Here is an 18,862-nt window from a genome sequence, read left to right on the forward strand (position 1 = left end):
TCAAGAGTTATTAAATGTATCAGTTATTAGCCCGGCCAAATATTTATTTTTTAGCATGACTTTCCATATAGCCCATTTGGAAACCTATAAATAAATTCCGATAAAATGCTTATCATTTAAATTTTATGAGATTATCAAGTTTAATACAATAATTCGGGATGTTCATTGAAGGTTTTCCAAAGCAGTTCGCCAAACAATGTGTTTACCCATGCAAACCAGGATCTGGTAAATTTCTTGGGATCATCTTTATGAAAAGACTCATGCATAAAACCAGTCCCGCCATGTGTTTTCTGCAGGACTTCTATACACCATCTGATTTCTTTTTTATCCTCAGAAGTCAGTGCCTTCATAATGATACTCATTGGCCATATCATATCGAGTCCGATGTGTGGGCCGCCAATTCCTTCTGCCACTTTCCCCCTGAAGAAAAAAGGATTGGCTTCCGACCACACATATTTTCTAGTATTGATGTAAATAGGATCATCAGCCGCCAAAGCTTCCAGATAAGGAAGTCCCAAGAGGCTTGGACAATTTGCATCATCCATCAGATTATAGCTTCCAAATCCGTTGGTTTCAAAAGCATATATTTTTCCATATTCGGGGTGTTCGTAGATGCCATATTTTTTAACTGCAGCTTCTATCTCATCAGCCAAGCGATTAAGTTCATGAGCCAATGTTGTCTCATTTCTTATTTTTGAAACCATTTCTGCGACTTGACGCAGACTAACCACAGCAAATAAATTTGAAGGAATAAGGAAAGCATAAATAGTTGCATCATCACTTGGGCGAAACATAGAATTGATGAGTCCTACGGGTTCTGTCGGATAGCCATAACCTCCCATCGGGATTCCGTCGGTAGCCCATGCCGTTGTACGTTCAAATTTGTAGGGACCAAGATTTGTTTTCCGTTGTTGCTCGATAAAAGTCTGTAGAGTAAGCCTAATACCCTTAAGCCAGTCATTGTCAAAAGGTTTTGTATCTCCTGTTGTTTTCCAAAAATGATATGCGAGGCGAATTGGATAACACAAAGAATCTATTTCCCATTTTCGTTCATGTATTCCCGGTTTCATATCGGTATGATCAAACTGTTTCCATTCGCTTATTTTATTTTCATCATTATAGAATGCGTTGGCATAAGGATCTTTCAGGATGAAATCTGTTTGTTTATAAATAATTCCTGAGATAAGCCTGTGCAGTTTATGATCCTTGTTTGCAAACTGCAGGTATGGAAAAACCTGGGCAGAGCTGTCACGCAGCCACATAGCATCAATATCACCTGTAATTACATAAGTATCCGGATCTCCATCATTGTTTTTGTAGTAAACCGTTGTATCTAATGTATTTGGAAAGCAATTCTCAAAAAGCCATGCCAATTCTTTATTCCTGACCTTTTTCTTAAATGCAGAAATCGCATTTTCCACTGCTTCGCTGGTAAAATGTCTTTTATCCCTGGACACACGCACCACGGGAAATTCTTCAGCAATAAAGCTCTTCGAAAAGATATTCTGAGTAAAGAATAATCCTGCTCCGGCCAGGGTACTTGTTTTTATAAATTTTCTTCTTTCCATTACTACTATTTGTTTAGATTCTCTGTGTTTTTATTTTACAGGTTTGCTGCCCATTACAAATTTCAGTTCACCACCATTCATAATATCCTTGTGATTAAGCTCCCACCCAATTAATTTTTTGCCATTAAGGTATATTTTCTGGACGTAAATATTTTTCTCAGAGAGTTTATTGGCAATAACTGTGAATATTTTTCCGTTTTCGAGTTTTAGAGATGCTTTTGGGAATTGCGGAGCACCAATGGAATAAACAGGTTTACCTGGCGTTATGGGATAAAAGCCAAGTGATGAGAATATGTACCAGGCAGACATCTGCCCGCAGTCTTCATTGTTAACAATCCCTTCTGGTTTTGAAGAATACATATTATCCCGGATAAATTTTACCATTTTTTGAGTTTTATGAGGTGTTCCGGAAAAGTTATAAAGATATGGAACCGAATGCCCCGGCTCATCACCAAATCCTAAAGAGCCAATAAATCCGGAGATATCAGCATGTTGTTCACCTTTCATTTTTAAAGGTTCCGTAAAGGTGTTATCGATTTTTTTTTCGAAACTTTTCTTCCCGCCATACAGGTCCATTAGCTTGTCTATATCGTGTGGAACAAAAAAATCATAAGCCCATATATTTCCCGAAATCCAGTGTGGTTGAAGGTTTTTCCAATCATTAAGGATAAAATCTTCTATGAAACCCCCATCTTTTTTTCTTGGCCAGAAATGCTTATTTCCTCTATTAAATATATTTAAGAAATTCTGAGAACGTTTTTTATACACTTTAGCATCTTCCATTTTCCCTAATTTTTCTGCTAATTGTGCTATGCACCAATCGTCATACGCATACTCCAAAGTTGCAGACACCGATGCACCTTTTTCCGCAGGAGAATATCCCAATTGCATATAATCATTTAACCCGCCTCCAACATCGCTACTGCTCATTTTGTCAGTGAGAGATGCATCTTTCATGGCCGCAAAAGCTTGTTCATAATCTATACCCGGAACATCTTTTGAAATTGCATCCCAAATTACAGAAACGCTGTGATATCCGAGCATACAAAGATTGTCATATCCACAAAGCTCCCATATTGGCATATGGTCTTTTCTGTCGGTATACCTGCTAATAAGGGAATTTGCAAATTCTTTCGTATGTTTCTGGTCCATAATTGTAAAAAGTGGGTGTGTAGCCCGGAATCCATCCCAATAAGAATAGGTGGAATAATTGGTAAACCATTTTGCATTCAGATTTTCTTCTGAAGCCACGTAATTACCATTGGTATCCATATACAAGTTGGGAGCTATGTTTGCATGATAAACACTGGTATAGAAAATTTTTCGCTGGTCTTTCGTTCCACCGGATATTTCGTAACGATTGAGCAGATCCCTCCAGATAATTTGTGCATTTTTTCTGGCTTTTTCAAAATCAACATTTGCGGCTTCAAGATTAAAATTTTCCTGAGCACCTTCGAGACTTACAGGAGAAAGGGAAACTTTCACCTCTATAGCCTCACAATTATTTGTATCGAATCTAACCCAGGCTTTGGCATCTTTGCCCAGTGCAGACTTTTTATTCTGAATGGTACCATTAACATAAGTACCGGAGGATTTGAAAGGTGTGGAAAATTCTATCACAAAATAAGAAAAACGCTTTCCACCCCAGCCTTTACTGTAGCAATAACCTGTAATTTTTTTGTTGCTGTCTATATTAACATTGGTATGATAAACAGTTCCGAAAATTTTATTGGTAGGATCGACAATGATATTGGCTTCGTTCGTTTGTGGGAATGTATATTTATGGAAGCCAACTCTCTGAGAGGCTGTCAGTTCTACCTTCACACCATAGCTGTCCAGAACTACGGAATAATATCCAGGCGAAGCATATTCTTTGTCATGGCTGAACGCCGAGCGGTAAGTTCCTTCAGTATTTTTTTCGGTTCCGGGAAGCATATTTATCTTCCCAACAGTCGGCATTACCAGAATATCTCCTAGATCTGCCCATCCTGTTCCGCTCAGGTGATTGTGACTAAAACCCATGATGGTTTTACTGGAGTAATGATAGCCCGAGCACCAATCCCAGTCTCCGGATTTTGTATTTTGATCAGGACTGAGCTGGATCATACCAAAAGGCATGGCAGCACCTGGAAATGTGTGGCCGTGTCCGCCGGTTCCAATGAACGGATCTACTTCCGAAAGTATATCGTATTTATTTTTTTGTGCATTGATCACTTGCGTGAAAGCCAAACAAAATATTAAACCAATTTTTTTCATATTGACAAGCGATATAGTTTTTTTGATAATTAAACTTTCATTTTATGTAGCCCGACCTGAGTGAACATCTTTTATTTGTGGATTGGAAAGGCTGATAAAAAAGATTAGGAACGGAGACCGGATCAGTTGCCATAAAAAATCACAGAGCATTTTTTTTCATAAAATCTATAATTTCGGAAATATAACCGAAAGCTATAGCAACACAAGTATCGGCAGCGCCATAATAAACTGCTACTTTATCACCTTCATAAAGAGCTGCGCAAGGGAAAATAACATTGGGGACATCACCTGTTGTTTCATACAATTCTGCAGGTGCTATCAAGTAAGATTTGTTTCTGTAAAGTACTTTTCCGGGATTTTCCAGATCCAGCAGAGCCGCTCCCATTGAATATCTGAATCCGTTGCAGGTGCTGATTACCCCGTGGTAAAACATTAGCCATCCTTCTTCTGTTTTTATAGGAACAGAGCCGGCACCTATCTTTGTGCATTGCCAGGCACTTTCTGCGAATGGGGCTATCTTCATCACACATCGATGTTCACCCCAGTATTTCATATCCGGACTATAGCTGATATAGATATCACCAAAAGGCGTATGTCCATTATCGCTGGGTCTGCTCAGCATTAGGTACTTTCCGTTGATTCTTTCCGGGAACAAGACACCATTTCTGTTGAATGGCAGAAAGGCATTTTCACATTGAAAAAACTCCTTGAAATCAAATGTATAATCAATTCCAATTGTTGGTCCATTATAACCATTGCACCATGTAATCCAATATCTATCATCTATGAATGTAACTCTCGGATCATATTTATAATCAGAATCTATCATTTCTGTATTTCCTGTCTTGAAATCAATGGGACTATGTTCTATGTTCCAATGGAGTCCATCTTTACTAAAACCTACAAAAATATTCATCTGAACAGACTTGCTGTCGCAACGGAAAACACCTGCAAAACCTTCTCCAAAAGCGACAACTGCGCTATTAAATATGCTATTGGAGCCAGGAATATCGTAGCGGTGTATAATCGGATTTGCAGAATACCTCCACATTATATCTTTGAAATGTTCCGGACGGTCCTGCCAAGGGATTGATTTTTTATCAATTATCATTATTGCTTATAGTTTTTATTTTTAATCTCATTACTATTTTTAAACACATTTAAGAATGTCTGAAGTTGAACAATCAATGTCAATGCGACATTAATGACTGAGATAAATATTAATTATTTTTGACTATCAGGGTAGCTGAAAGGAACGAATATACTGACAAGAAAAGCCGGTATAGTGGCAACCAAAACCCATATAAAGAACATTCTGTATCCTAACCAATCGCTTAACAAACCACTTAGCATGCCAGGGATCATTACTCCAAGATTCATGATTCCTGTTGCAAATGCATAATGTGCAGTGGCATTTTTGCCGGGTGCTACCTGCTGCATCATATATAAAATGAGTGCGACAAAGCCAAATCCATAACCAAAATATTCAAAAATCACGGCACTGCTGATTGTAGCTATATCTGTGGGCTGGAATATCGCAAGGACAGCATAAACCGCAAAAGGAATATTAAAAATAGCGCATAGCCAAAGTAGTGATTTTTTCAGGCCTTTTTTTGAAATGAAATATCCGGCGAGAACAGAACCAAAAATAAATGCGGCAGAACCATAAGTTCCATAAATAAGTCCAATCTGTGATGTTGAAAGCCCCAGACCCCCGTCTTCTCGGGCTGCCTTGAAGAACAAAGGGGCGATTTTCATAGCAAATCCTTCTGCAAACCGGTACAATATAATGAATGTAATTGACCATACAATATTTCGTTTTGTAAAGAATGATGAAATCACTTCCCATAGCTCACGGAAAATTTGTTCTGAAGATACAGCTCTTTGTAATTCTGGTTGATCTTTTGGCAATATAAGATGATGATATACGGATAAGATAATCATCACTATACTATACATGAACATGATGCAGATCCAGCATTTAGTAACCCCATACTGTTTCTCAAGGATACCAGCGATATAGACTAAAAAACCAATACTGAAAATTTTTGCGAGGTTGTAGAAAGCACCTTGCCAACCCACATACTTAGCCTGCTGACCATTGGAAAGAGAATGAATGTAAATACCGTCCGCAGCAATATCATGTGTGGCTCCGCAAAATGCAATCAGACTTAATATCGCAATAGATTTGCTGAAAAAATCAGCTAAAGGTAATGTTACAGTCAGTAATGCAAAAAGTATCCCACATGCTAACTGGGTTGTTATTGCGAAGAACCTTTTGGTCATATATATTTCCAGAAAAGGACTCCATAATGGCTTCAAAGTCCAGGGTAATATTATAAAAGCTGTCCAGAAAGCAATTTTAGCATCTGAAACGCCCATGTTTTTGAACATAATCCCAGATGTTGCATTGATTGTTACAAAAGGTAATCCCATTGCAAAATATAAAGTTGGAATCCATAGAAGTGGTCTTGCACCACCTGCTTTTGTTTTTATTTTCATCAATAGATGATTTTTTAAAGATAGAGCACGTTACTACTGTGCTCTATCAATTGAGAAAATGATATAATTATGAATTTATTGTTTTTTATCCCACCATAGTTTTGTGCCTCCATTGTCTGCGCCGCCTAGCTGCTGTAATGCCTGTGCATAGTTGAACAATGAGTTTTTAGTACTGTTGGTATAAGGGATTCTGCGTATCATAATATTTGTATCAATGAGATTACCGCTGTCATTTTGTTTTATCTTGAATAAGATTGGATAACCTGTTCTTCTTTGTTCTGCCCAAGCTTCTGGTCCGTTCGGATACAGAGACAGCCATTTTTGTGTAATGATTCTTTCTAATTTCCTTTCATTAGAATCAGTGGTGTTCCAGGCGATTGTAATTGTACTCAATTGTGGGTCGCCGGAGGCAATGTTATTGGCTGTATTTTTTGGATCCACATAGGGTGCTTCTATTGACGTATTATCAGCCAGATAATTAGTAATATTTGTGTTTTTGCCCCATTCTCCAAAAGACTGCGTAATACCTGTTGTATAGTTTGTCTGGATATCTCCCGCACCGGAGTAACCTCTCAGAGATGCTTCTGCCTTTAAGAACCAAGTTTCTGCAGCTGTAAATAATTTGAATTTACCATCTGTTCCGGAAAAATAATCGCCGTTGGCAGATTTTGCCTGTGGCTGAGAATATCCTCCATAAGTGCTTTTCCCATTAAGAAGATCTATGCCTTGGCGAATCCCAATATATTGACCACTCACTGCGGCATCAGTTGCTGGTAAAACATAGGCAGAAAGCCGTGGATCATTATACCCTTTCAGATATGTTACTAAAGGGGCTCCAATTAAACAATCTCCCCATTCATAAATAATGAAGCTGAATTCGTGCTTGGTAACACTGATCAGTGCGTTATCTGTATTATTAGTTATCAGACCCGCAGAAGATGTAAGAGCTTGTTCAGAATACTGTTTGGATTTTACCGGGTCTGCATAGCTCATGCGCATAGCAAGTCTGAGTTTCAGAGAGTTTGCCAACTTTGCCCATTTTGCAAGATCTCCTCCATATACAAGATCAGCTCTTTTCAGTGCGGACTTATCTTCTGCATTTTGAGTTGATGAATTGATTCTTTGTAAATCTGCAATAACAGCAGTGAGATCCGAAATGAAGTAATTGTATGCATCCTGCTGAGAGTCAAAATCTGTTGTTCCGTTAGAATTCGGTTTTTCATATTTGCTGTAAACAACCGGACCGTGGGAATCGGAAACCCTGCTTGCAACAAAAATTTTTAATATTTTTTTAACTGCAAGTGTAGCTGTAAAGTCTACTCCCGGATAATAGTTTTTTGCAGCATTGTCAATAATAATAGAAGCATTAAACATAGATTGTTGTTCAGACATAATTGTTGAGTTCCATCCATCTATCATATTATAGGTAAGATTGTTTTTTCCGCCTGCAAAAGGGGTCGCTGTACTGAACATTCCACTATACATATCTGCATTCAAATTATACCTTATCTGATAGTTTGCCTGGAAGTTTCTTTGCAGAGTCTGCAAAGGATTAACAATTGCAGTATAATCTGCGAGAAAATTTTCCGGGCTACCATTATTTTGCTGGTTGATCTCTTCAAAATCATTAGTACAGTTTGAGGCAGAAAACATTAGTCCAGCACTAAGCATCCATATTTTAATATTATTTATTTTCATTTTTGTTTTGTTAAGATTAGAAATTGGCTTTTAAAGATAACCCGACAGATCTTGTAATCGGGATTCCAAATGAATCTACCCCTACACCTCCTGGTGTGTTTCCGGATACTTGCTCCGGATCAAAAGGTGCTTTTTTGTAGAAGAAAAATAAGTTGGTTCCAATAAGACTTACTGATACATTCTTCATATATCTGGAATCAAGATCAAAAGTGTAGGCAACAGATGCTTGACGCAAGCGAACAGTCGTAGCACTATATATATAAGCTTCGTCTATTCCTGAATTATTATTAAACCCTCCCACTCTTCCATAATAAGCTTTGGAATCTGACAGGCCGGTGTATGAAGCTCCAGCATTTGGTGTACCTGATGCGTAAACTGCATTTGCAATGGATACACCTCCTGCATCGCGTGAGCTTCCGGTGGTTTGGCTCACACCGTACAGATCATTGGCTTTTTCTGTAAGTGATAAAACCTGACCTCCAAATTTACCATCAACAAGAAAGGAAACATCCAATCTGCCAATCCTAAAAGTATTGGCAAAACCTAACATAAATTTAGGATTTGGATTGCCCAGATATCCAATTTCTTTGGTTGCTAAAGGAAGACCATCTGCATCTACCAAAATCCTTCCTTGATCATCCCTCTGGTACCGGAATCCATAAATATCTCCGAAAGAACCTCCCAGTTTTAATTTTGTATAGTTCCCTCCTCCTGAAAGAGAAAGAAGTAGTTTTTCGTCGATATTCAGACTATTTGGAAATAATTCTGTTATTGTATTTTTGTTTGTAGAACCATTCAAAGTAGTTGTCCAACCAAATTTTTCTGAAGTCAAAACTTTGTAAGATAATGATGATTCAAAACCTGTATTTTTTATCTTACCGGTATTTACATAATAAGAACCAGATGGCAATCCGCCTAAATTTGAAGAAATCGAAAGTGGCAAAAGCTGATTGGTAGCATTTGAATTATAATATGTAAAATCAAATGATAATTTATTTTTAAACAATCTTAATTCTGTTCCGGCTTCAAACGTTTTATTGAGTTCTGCCTTTGGAAATAACTGGCTGAAATTAGGGTCTGTCACCATTGAATGGGTAGGATACACAATATTTCCTGCATCTACAATATATGTATAGGTTCCATTAACATTTTCAACTGTATTGGTTCCATTCGGTGGCAGCCCTATTCCTACAGTTGCATAAGAACCCCTCACCTTCCAAAAGCTTATAGATTCCGGCAACTTAAAAATAGTTGTTAAATGGCATTGGCACCTAGTGATTCATAGTCGTAGCCGCCAGCCTGAGAGTTTGCCAAAGAGCTATCCCAATCATTCCTGAAAGTCATATCAACATATAACATTTCCTTGTATCCAACTGATGCACTTGTAAATACAGACTGTACCTGTTGTTTTCTGCTATAATATATATTGTGATATCCGTCTCTTGGACTTCCGCCCATCCATAAAAGATTGTTCGCAGTAAACAAATTGGGTGCAGATAAATAAGAATTGTCAATCTGGGTTACATTGTTTCTTGTGGTGCTAATACTTCCTCCCAATGTAAAATCTAAAGAAAAGTCATCACTTAATTTCGGGTTACCAATCAAAAGTGCATCACCATATGTAGAAGAAGTTTCGTATATATTCTGAAGAAGTCTACCATTGTTACCGCCAGCCAGCATATTCGGATCAGAATATGCAGAGATATGCCTTTGTGTATTTGAATTAACCCAGCTATAATTCCCTCTGATTCTAGCAGATAGCCACGGATTGATCTGATATGCCAGAGAAACTGAGGTATAAACATTTTTGTTTTTGCTTGTTACCCTGTTTCTGTTCAGTATCCAATACGGATTTTGTGTTGCAGGATTACCTTTAAATTTTCCATCTGCTCCTATTTCCCACCAGTTTTGGGCAGGCAAAAGTCTATCTTTATTAAGATATGAATAATTATCCTCTGTAAATTTGTCAAAATCTACACCCCTTGGAAGCCAGTACAGGCTTAAAAGCGGATTAAATGACGCACCTGGTGTTTGCCGGTTAACACTATTCTGCAGAGATCCGATAAAATTAGCATCCAGGGTTAATTTATCATCCAGTAGCTTACTGGAGTTTCTAAACGAAAGATTATACTGATCAAAAGCAGATGTCGGTACAATTCCTTTATTAGTCGTATTTCCCAGAGAAAAATAATTAGTTGATTTTTCATTTCCGGATTGAAAACTGAGACTATTAACCCAAGTCGTTCCGTTTTGTAAAAAACTTTTCAGATAATCATTTGAGCTGCCTTTCGCACCCCAGCTTTCTATAGTTTCTCCAGGCATCTGACCTGCAACTGAAGGATCAAATGACAGATAACTATGCTGCAGTTTTGGAAGACTGTACGCTTGATCTACAGTTAAACTTGTACTATAGGAAATAGAACTTTTACCGGCACGACCTTTTTTAGTAGTAATCAGAATTACTCCGTTTCCGCCAGCAGATCCGTACAAAGCAGATGCAGAAGCTCCCTTCAGGAAGTTGATGCTTTCTATATCATCTGGATTGATTGAGCTTAATACATCTCCGGAATCCGGCATACTGGAATACTGACTAATGTCTGGTGCTTTTCCCGCTCCGTTGATAATAGGTATACCATCTATAACGTACAATGGCTGGCTACTGGAAACCGATTTGTTTCCTCTCATTAAGACTCTTACGGAACTGCCAACGCCATTGGTTCTATTGATTTGTACGTTTGACACCTTTCCATTGATAGCGTTTAAAAAATTAGGTGTTTTTACCTCTGTCAACTCATCTCCGCCAATCTGCTGTGCGGAATACGTGAGTGACTTAGCTTGTCTTTTAATGCCTAATGCAGTAACCATAACCTCTTCTATATTAGATGTTTTGGTGGTGTCCTGTAATGTTTCCTGAGCATTAGAACAAAAAGAATAAGCCAGAAAAATTGGAATAATTGCTTTTTTCATAGAATTTATTGTTTTTTGATCAGAGATTTAAAATTTTTATTATCATTATTATTAATAATTCATTAATACTTAATTAATAATGACAAATCTAAATTTTGTTACTGATGTGATGTAATACTATTTTGTCAAAAAAACATATTATTTTTCCCTGTCACAGATCAGCTGATATAATTTTAATATAATAACCCTGAAAAAGCAGAATAAAGATCTATTGGATTTTCTTCACACCATTGAACTGTTGTTTAAAAACCGTAGGTGTAACTTTTTTTATCGACTTAAAAGTTTTATTGAAATTAGCAATATTATTAAAGCCCGCTCTGAAGGCTATTTCAGAAATCGTCAGATTATTCTCCAAAAGCCAGCGTGTCACATAGCTGACTCTGATCTCATTGATATAGTTGATAAACGTTTTTCCACAACGTTTCTTGATAAACCTGTTGAATGTAACAGTGCTCATATTCACCAATGCTGCACCGTCTTCCAAAGTGATCTTATCCCCGAAGTTTTTATGCGCATAATCATGAATTATTTTCATTTTATCGTTATCTCCAAAATTTTCATTTTCAACACTATAAGAAGATAGAGGTTTCCTATTTTCCGCTGTGGACAATTCATAAAGAATTTTCATAATCTCAATAAAAGAGTCGAAACCCCGCAGGTCGGAAAGATTAAGAAACGATTGCTTCAGCTTCTCAGCCGTACTTTCTGTAAATAAAATGCCAAGATTAGATTCTTTTAATAAACTATTGATGGACTTGAAAATATTTTTATCCATCAGGCTTTGGCTGAAAAAATCCTGGTTAAACTGTACGGTAATCTCGTGTGTTTTCTTGTGTTGGCATTCATGATTTGCCCAGCAATGAGGGAGATTCGGACCTATAAGCACCAATTCTATATCCTCAATAATACCTATGTGGTCGCCAACCAATCTTTGATATCCTTTTCCCTTTAATATAAAATTGATCTCTACCTCCGAATGAAAATGGTATGGATAATCAAAAGATTTTTTTACACGGTCGAACACAAGAAAGCTGTCTTGTGGAGAAAGCGGAGTTATTTCTCTTAGAATGTTTTCTAAATTATGCATATATCTCTTTTAATGTTAATAAATCAACTATTATAACATCTAGAATCTGTGAAAAAAAGCATAATCCTTGAACAAACGGTTTGGAAATTAAAGATTTTAAGGACAATCATATTAATATTTGTGTTTTTATTGATACTATACCATAAGAAAAATAAAATTATGAAAAAATTAATTAAGAGATTTATTTTTTTGCATCAATTAAACGATTGGATTTAAAATAAATATTTCTAATTACGTTTTTATCGATCCGGAAACACATTGCCATTTAGAAATAAGTTATAACTGTCAGATTAAATTTCTGTTAACAAATCAGTCAGAATCAAAAATGCGCATACCATCACCATTACATTTAAAATACTAATATTCAATCAATTGAATTTAAAATTAAATTATATCAGATGTGTGACTGATTAAAAAATAATAGCTTATTATTAAAAATTTTGAACTAACATTCAATTATTTTAATAATACATTCAAATATTAACAAAATAAATGTAAATTTGCACAAACCACAAACCTCATGATGATAAAAAATAACAGGATAACACCTCTGTTATCTTTTTTTCTGTTCTTTTTTTTCAATACCATTTACAGTCAGATCTACGTTTCTGAAGGTGCAAGCGTGTATGTAGAAAAAAACACCCTTGTAACTCAGAATCTTGAAAATGTAACATCACATTCTAGAAATCTTACTGAAAGTTATTCACAAACAAGCTTATCTACTGAGAAAACAGAAAAAAACGAAAAACTTCTCGCTGCAAAGAAAGCAAAATCAAGCCAGCCAAAAAAGCTGATTGCAGCTGACAAAAAAGGACAAAAACCATCTTCAGCCAAAAAAAAAGAAAAGACATATACATTTTATCACAGGTATACTAATACTGATGACTGTCATTTCACAACATCTGATTCTACTAAAAAACCTATTATATCACCCGACCAGCACCTGAAATGGGATGTATCGAAGTCGGGATTTACATTCGCCTCTGTTTGTTTTTATGAAAAAGTGCGGATATTCTATAAAACCAGTTATCTTCATAACCGAAACAACCAGGCTTTTCGGACGCGGCCTCCCCCAATCTCTTTGTCTTAAGATTAATATGAATGTATTTTATACATTTTATTAATTAAAACGAAAACTTTTTGATTATCTATCAGTTATATCCTTCTTTTCGGAATAGATACAGCTATTTTTATTATATAAACGAATAATGAAAAAAAATACTACTTACTCTGCATTTGAAAAAAGTGCAGCACAAAAGCTACGGCTTTTAATTTTCACACTAGTGATGATATTCAGCTATTTGCCACTTTCGGCACAACAGCCTAATTCCTTTGTTCTTACCGTTCCCGGACAGAATCTTAATTTTCTGAATGCTAACCGTACTCTTGTTACAAATGCGGGAAACAATGGTTTATCGGCAGGTTCTGTTTGGCGTTATGATAACCTTATTACGACGAATGGTATTACTATTTATGGATTGTTAACCATCAAAGAAATCAATGGCACCGGAACAGTCTTAACCGTGTTGGATGATGAAACAGCAGGCACCGGTCTTCCTGGCAGATTTCAACCTAGGATTACAACCACAGGAACAGGAGGTAATATTTTATTTGAGCTTGAGTTTTATGAAGTCAAGACCAACAACAGAGCCTACATCTCGGAATACTACTTTACAGCAGCTGATATTGACGGAAGCGAGTTTGTAGAAATCGGTGGGTATTCTACTTACCAGATAGATGCTACCAGCGGACTTACAATTACCCAACAATCTTCCGGACGTACCAGATTCGCAGGTATCAGTACGGAGCTTGACGGAATCAATTTTGAAAATACAGCAGCTTTTATTGCGCAGTATAAGTTTCCTTACACAAGAGTTACATTTGCATTAGGTAAAAACAATGCCGGAACCAGCCGTCAGTTTTCCCTGCAATTCGGAACCGCCGGAGGTACATTTACCAACCCTACAACGGTAAGAAACCCTGTAAAACTGATTTATATTACCAAAAAAGCGGACACTGACCATTTTGTTGCAGGAACTACCAGGAAGTATACGGTAGAACTGGATAATATTGGATCTACTGCAGAAAATGTAACACTTTCGGATCCTCTGCCCGCTGGAATCACCTACGCTCCAAATACCACCACCATTGCTGTACCCGCAATAAGTCTGACAGAAAATGTTGCGGATAACTTCAATTCCGTGTCTTATGCACGTAACAACGGGATGTCCTGGTGGAAAAACGAATGGGTAGAAATAGGAGAAACTACAGATCCTGCTGCAGGGCAAATCACAGTTACAAACAATACTCTGCGTTTTCTTACTTTATCGAACGGAAGAGGTATCGAAAGAAGTGTTGATCTTTCCAAAGCATCTAATGCAACGTTGTCCTTCAATTATACCCAGACTAATGCCACCGGAAGTTTAAGTGTTCAGGCATCCAAAGATGGATCAACTTACTTCACGATTGGGACAATCAGCGGAAACACCACTAACACGACATTTAGCGCAGTTATCGATCCTTCATATATGGGAGTCGATACACGTATACGTCTTGTTAACACAGGCACCACATGGAATACCAAAACAACTACCATAGATGATCTGGTAGTGGCTTATACGCTTTCGCAAGTAGCACAGAATAAAACCAATGCATCAGGAGGTACTTTATTAAATGGTGTACCATCTAATGTGATAGTAAGTGGTGATAATATAACGTTACTACCAGGTGCAAAAGCTACCATAACCTATGATGTCAATGTGAACTGTAATGCTCAGGGAACCATTGTAAATACAGCAACAGCGTCTGCACCAGGATTATATGAAAATACTATTTCGGCTTCTCATACTGCCTATGTTAATCCGGTAGATGTCACCGGATCCAGCCGCTGTGATGCAGGTACGGAAACCCTTACAGCAAATGGAGCACAAGGTAACCAGCAATATAGATGGTATGCAGCTTCCACCGGAGGATCTCCTCTGGCTACCGGCCAAACTTTTACAACGCCAAACATATCCACTACCACAACCTATTATGTTGCTTTTTACAATCCTGATACGGGTTGCGAATCCGGACGTACTCCTGTTATCGCTGCCGTATCATCTGCAGGGAGTATAACCGGTACGGGAGTGATCTCTACTACCACATCAGGCAATGGAACAACATCAAGTAATACGGGAGATGTAGCAGCGCCAAATACTGCAGCAAATAACAATGCTTCAGGAACAACAGCATGGACTAATCTTACAAATGTAGTAAGCAGCAATGATGCAAGAACATCTGCATCTAATATTGCTGCAAATGGCGGAACATCCCAATATCTGGAAATACCTTTCCCAACTATTACCATTCCTGCCGGATTGCCTGTGATGGGAATCAGCATCAGTGTAGAAAGAAACGGAACTGCGAGCAGTATAAAAGATAACGTCATTCAGCTTTTGAAGAATAATGTAGCTGTTGGTAGCAATAAGGCAAATACAGGAATATTCTGGCCTTCTACGGATGGCAATATTATTTATGGCGGCAGCACGGATCTATGGGGGACATCCTGGAGTGCTTCTGATTTTACAAATACAAAGCTACGTATTCAGGCCATTAATACTGCAGGTGCAACAGCAACTGCGGCGATAGACTATGTATCTTTTACAGTTTATTATGGCGCATTTGGTGATGATCAGAGCAGTGTAAGCTTTACTATTTCTGGTATTTCTGGCGCTACAGGATATACATGGACTGTACCAACTGGTGCTACGATAACTTCAGGCCAGGGATCAGACGCCATTCTTGTTAACTTTAATAATGCGGGACAAAGCGGAACATATAACGTTTGTGCAACACCTACAAATGATTGTGGAAGCGGAACTCAGGTTTGCCGTGCGATTGCAATTACCAATAATGTAAATAATGAGATTTCTGGTACTGTTTATAATGATCCGGACGGTTCCGCAAGCGGACTAAAAGTGGATGGGACACCGATTTCACAAATTGGAGGGAAACAACTGTATGCAATTCTGACTCAAAGTGCCACAACAGGTAGCCCTGCGACAAACCGCGCAATTTCTTCTGTCACTATTGCCCCTGATGGAACCTATAAATTCTCATACCTTGCCAATACCACGGCAAATTATTATCGTGTTTACATCAAAACAACACCATATGGTGATGGAATTACAGTTCCTGCAGCTTCTGATTTACCCGCAGGAGCAGTATTCAACGGAGCAATTGATAATGATGCTAACAACTCTCTTACTGGTGGAAGTTCTACCAATGGCTACCTGAATGTAACAGCCGGAAACAATACCAACAATACCAATGTTAACTTTGGTATAGCAGTAAGTAACCCTGTAGGAACTCCTGATGTAACCAGTACTCTGGAAGATAATGCGAAAACATTTAATATTTTAACAAATGACATTGCCACTTCGGGAAGCCTGAATGCTGCTACTGTAGATTTAGATCCAGTTACTGCGGGCAGACAAACCACCATTACAACGGTTAACGGAACCTGGACCGTGGATGACAGCGGCAATGTCACTTTCACCCCTGTACCGGATTATTTTGGTGACGATTCTATCAATTACACAGTAGAAAACTCTTTGGGATATAAATCCAACTCAACCAGCATCACAATTACTGTAGATCCTGTGAATGACGTTCCTTCTTTCACAAAAGGAGCTGATCAGGTACAGGCACAAAACAGCTCTGATACGCTTTATACTGTACCCGGATGGGCGACTAATATCAGTAAAGGTCCTTCGAATGAGTCTTTACAAAACATCGTTTTCTTGGTGACTAATAACAATAATGCATTGTTTGCAGTTCAGCCTACAATCAATGCTAATGGGCAACTGCAATATACTGTAGCCGCCAATGCTACAGGAACCGCTACAGTAAGCGTACGTATCCAGGATGATGGTGGTACAGCAAACGGAGGAGTTGACACATCTGCTATACAGACCTTTACAATAACTGTAAATGGTACATTCTGTTACAAACCTGCCGTGACAAATGGGGGAATTAACATTCCTTCCCAACATGGTATAACGGCATTATCAAGAGCCGGCGCAAACAATGGTAACTGGCCGATGGTGAGACAAAGTGCATGGACTGTTCTGGAATCTAAAGAAAAAGGATTTGTTATCAACAGAGTACCAACAACGGCATCTCTTAGTAATATCACGGATCCTGTAGTTGGAATGATGGTTTATGATATCGAGGCAAAATGTCTTAAAATATACGCTGTTAAATCTGGTGAAACAAACCCTGCATGGCATTGTTTTCAAACGCAGGCTTGCCCGGATTAATACTTTTATATCTCAGGATAACTGGTTCAAATCATCTGGTTAAGATATATGATCTATTGAAAATCCTGATGTAATGCAATATAACAATCCCCCTTCATAGTCCATAAACTCTGAAGGGGTTAAAAAGATTACTGAAAAATGAAAAATATTATAAATATCACGGCGATAGCCATCATGTTGTCTTTCTCGGCGAAAGCACAAGTAGCTATCGGAAAAAATGAACTTTCCAAAATACAGCCTGCCAATTTGGTAACCAATCCGAGTATTGCGCTGGAATTTTATGATGCGGCCGATAACAAAAGCGGAATCGTATTACCTTGGACATCTACAGTCAACAATCAGCCTGTAGCCTATAACTCAACTACAGGAGCCGGATACAGAGGCATCCAGGGTACTGTAGAAAACGGAACTCTTATTTTTGACCTGTCTGACAAAAATGTAAAATACAGAAAAGACGGCGCTTGGTTTGATCTCACTAATGTTACCTATCCTGTCACTGTAAAAAGAGCGGATAACTCTACACAGATCATCAACGCAAATAATGCTGTTGACAGTTCTTTGCAGAACAATATAAGAGAATCTGAGAGTGCAAAAATTGCTATAGGTACGAATTCCAACAGTGATACAACACCAGGAATTTTGGTCCTTACAGATACAAATCGTGCAATGGTCCTTCCAAAAGTAGCCAGCCCGCATCTGAATATTGTAAATCCGGCTCCCGGTATGATGGTGTTTGATACTGTAAAACAACAATTAGCTGTATTTAACGGAACTGTATGGAGTTTTTGGAAACCATAAACTTCTTATACACAAAGAAAGAAAGCTGTCTCAAACGAGGCAGCTTTTTTTGATTAAGTATATTGTTTATTACAATAATACAGTCGTCATTTTTGTTTCGTTCCTGATCGTTGTATTTTTTTGAGCCAGGTTTTTCGTTGATTTTCATCAGAAGTTTTAATGATACCGATATAGCTTACTTTAACGGGCTTTATTCCACAAAACTCCAAAACGGATTTTTTGAGCTGGTTGACACTCGGTCTTCCGAAAAACAATCTGTAATAAAAACCAGGCTGATCCAGAGTTGTAATAATATGTGCAGTCTTGCCCTTCAAAAGCTTATCCCACCAGACTGAATTTTCTCTATATCTGAAGGCGAGTCCTGGCAAAAACAATCTGTCGACAAATCCTTTTGTAATAGCAGGCAAACCACCCCACCAGACCGGATGAATCCATACTAGATGATCTGCCCAAAGAATTTTTTCCCATGCCTCAATAAGGTCCGGCTCCAGTTCCATCTTTTTTTGATATCCAAACTGAAGATTAGGATTGAAATTCAGCTCTGCAATAACAATTTCTTTAATCTCAGCTTCCGATTGTTCAGCGCCCTTTCTATAAGCTGCTGCAATGCCGAAGTTGAAAGAATTTTTATTGGGATGACCATTGATAATCAATATTTTTTTCATGCCTAATTGTGTTTACCA

At 37.9% G+C, this 18,862-nt stretch carries 12 protein-coding genes; 3 read left to right on the forward strand and 9 right to left on the reverse strand.

Annotated features, from left to right (window positions below; translation table 11 throughout):
* Window positions 1-140: 140 nt before the first annotated feature.
* The 8 genes from BUA97_RS13350 to BUA97_RS13380 form a co-directional block, all read right to left on the reverse strand.
* Complete coding sequence (locus BUA97_RS13350) at window positions 141-1,568, reverse strand: glycoside hydrolase family 125 protein (protein WP_072999065.1); 1,428 nt, start codon at window positions 1,566-1,568, stop codon at window positions 141-143.
* A 30-nt stretch (window positions 1,569-1,598) separates the two neighbouring features.
* Entirely contained in the window at window positions 1,599-3,824 is a 2,226-nt protein-coding gene (locus BUA97_RS13355; RefSeq protein ID WP_072999067.1) for a GH92 family glycosyl hydrolase, read from the reverse strand.
* A 139-nt stretch (window positions 3,825-3,963) separates the two neighbouring features.
* The gene (locus BUA97_RS13360; RefSeq protein WP_175546205.1) at window positions 3,964-4,935 is read right to left on the reverse strand and encodes a glycoside hydrolase family 130 protein; all 972 of its coding nucleotides are present in this window, start codon (window positions 4,933-4,935) and stop codon (window positions 3,964-3,966) included.
* A 113-nt stretch (window positions 4,936-5,048) separates the two neighbouring features.
* Window positions 5,049-6,326: an MFS transporter gene (locus BUA97_RS13365; RefSeq protein ID WP_072999070.1), complete on the reverse strand. Its 1,278-nt coding sequence runs from the start codon at window positions 6,324-6,326 to the stop codon at window positions 5,049-5,051.
* 75 nt (window positions 6,327-6,401) lie between these two features.
* Entirely contained in the window at window positions 6,402-8,024 is a 1,623-nt protein-coding gene (locus BUA97_RS13370) for a SusD/RagB family nutrient-binding outer membrane lipoprotein (RefSeq protein ID WP_072999072.1), read from the reverse strand.
* Between the two features lie 16 nt (window positions 8,025-8,040).
* Window positions 8,041-9,237 carry a SusC/RagA family TonB-linked outer membrane protein gene (locus tag BUA97_RS17345; protein WP_245795923.1) on the reverse strand — a complete coding sequence of 399 codons (1,197 nt, stop codon included), beginning with the start codon at window positions 9,235-9,237 and terminating at the stop codon, window positions 8,041-8,043.
* Between the two features lie 41 nt (window positions 9,238-9,278).
* Window positions 9,279-10,991: a TonB-dependent receptor plug domain-containing protein gene (locus BUA97_RS17350; protein ID WP_245795925.1), complete on the reverse strand. Its 1,713-nt coding sequence runs from the start codon at window positions 10,989-10,991 to the stop codon at window positions 9,279-9,281.
* Window positions 10,992-11,199: 208 nt separating this feature from the next.
* A complete protein-coding gene (locus tag BUA97_RS13380) occupies window positions 11,200-12,078 on the reverse strand; it encodes an AraC family transcriptional regulator (protein WP_072999073.1) in 879 nt (292 codons plus the stop codon).
* 520 nt (window positions 12,079-12,598) lie between these two features.
* Here BUA97_RS13380 and BUA97_RS13385 point away from each other — a divergent pair.
* The 3 genes from BUA97_RS13385 (at window position 12,599) to BUA97_RS13395 (ending at window position 18,179) form a co-directional block, all read left to right on the forward strand.
* Window positions 12,599-13,168, forward strand: a complete 570-nt coding sequence (locus BUA97_RS13385; protein WP_139258324.1) for a hypothetical protein — start codon at window positions 12,599-12,601, stop codon at window positions 13,166-13,168.
* Between the two features lie 118 nt (window positions 13,169-13,286).
* On the forward strand, window positions 13,287-17,381 hold the full coding sequence (locus BUA97_RS13390; RefSeq protein WP_072999075.1) for a beta strand repeat-containing protein: 4,095 nt from the start codon (window positions 13,287-13,289) through the stop codon (window positions 17,379-17,381).
* 138 nt (window positions 17,382-17,519) lie between these two features.
* On the forward strand, window positions 17,520-18,179 hold the full coding sequence (locus tag BUA97_RS13395) for a hypothetical protein (protein WP_072999076.1): 660 nt from the start codon (window positions 17,520-17,522) through the stop codon (window positions 18,177-18,179).
* A gap of 86 nt (window positions 18,180-18,265) precedes the next feature.
* On the opposite strand, the gene BUA97_RS13400 is transcribed toward BUA97_RS13395, so the two are convergent.
* Window positions 18,266-18,844 (reverse strand): NAD(P)H-dependent oxidoreductase, encoded by a 579-nt coding sequence (locus BUA97_RS13400; RefSeq protein WP_072999077.1) that lies wholly within the window; start codon window positions 18,842-18,844, stop codon window positions 18,266-18,268.
* Window positions 18,845-18,862 lie beyond the last annotated feature (18 nt).

The sequence above is a fragment of the Epilithonimonas mollis genome, from assembly GCF_900142325.1.
Classification (GTDB): domain Bacteria; phylum Bacteroidota; class Bacteroidia; order Flavobacteriales; family Weeksellaceae; genus Epilithonimonas; species Epilithonimonas mollis.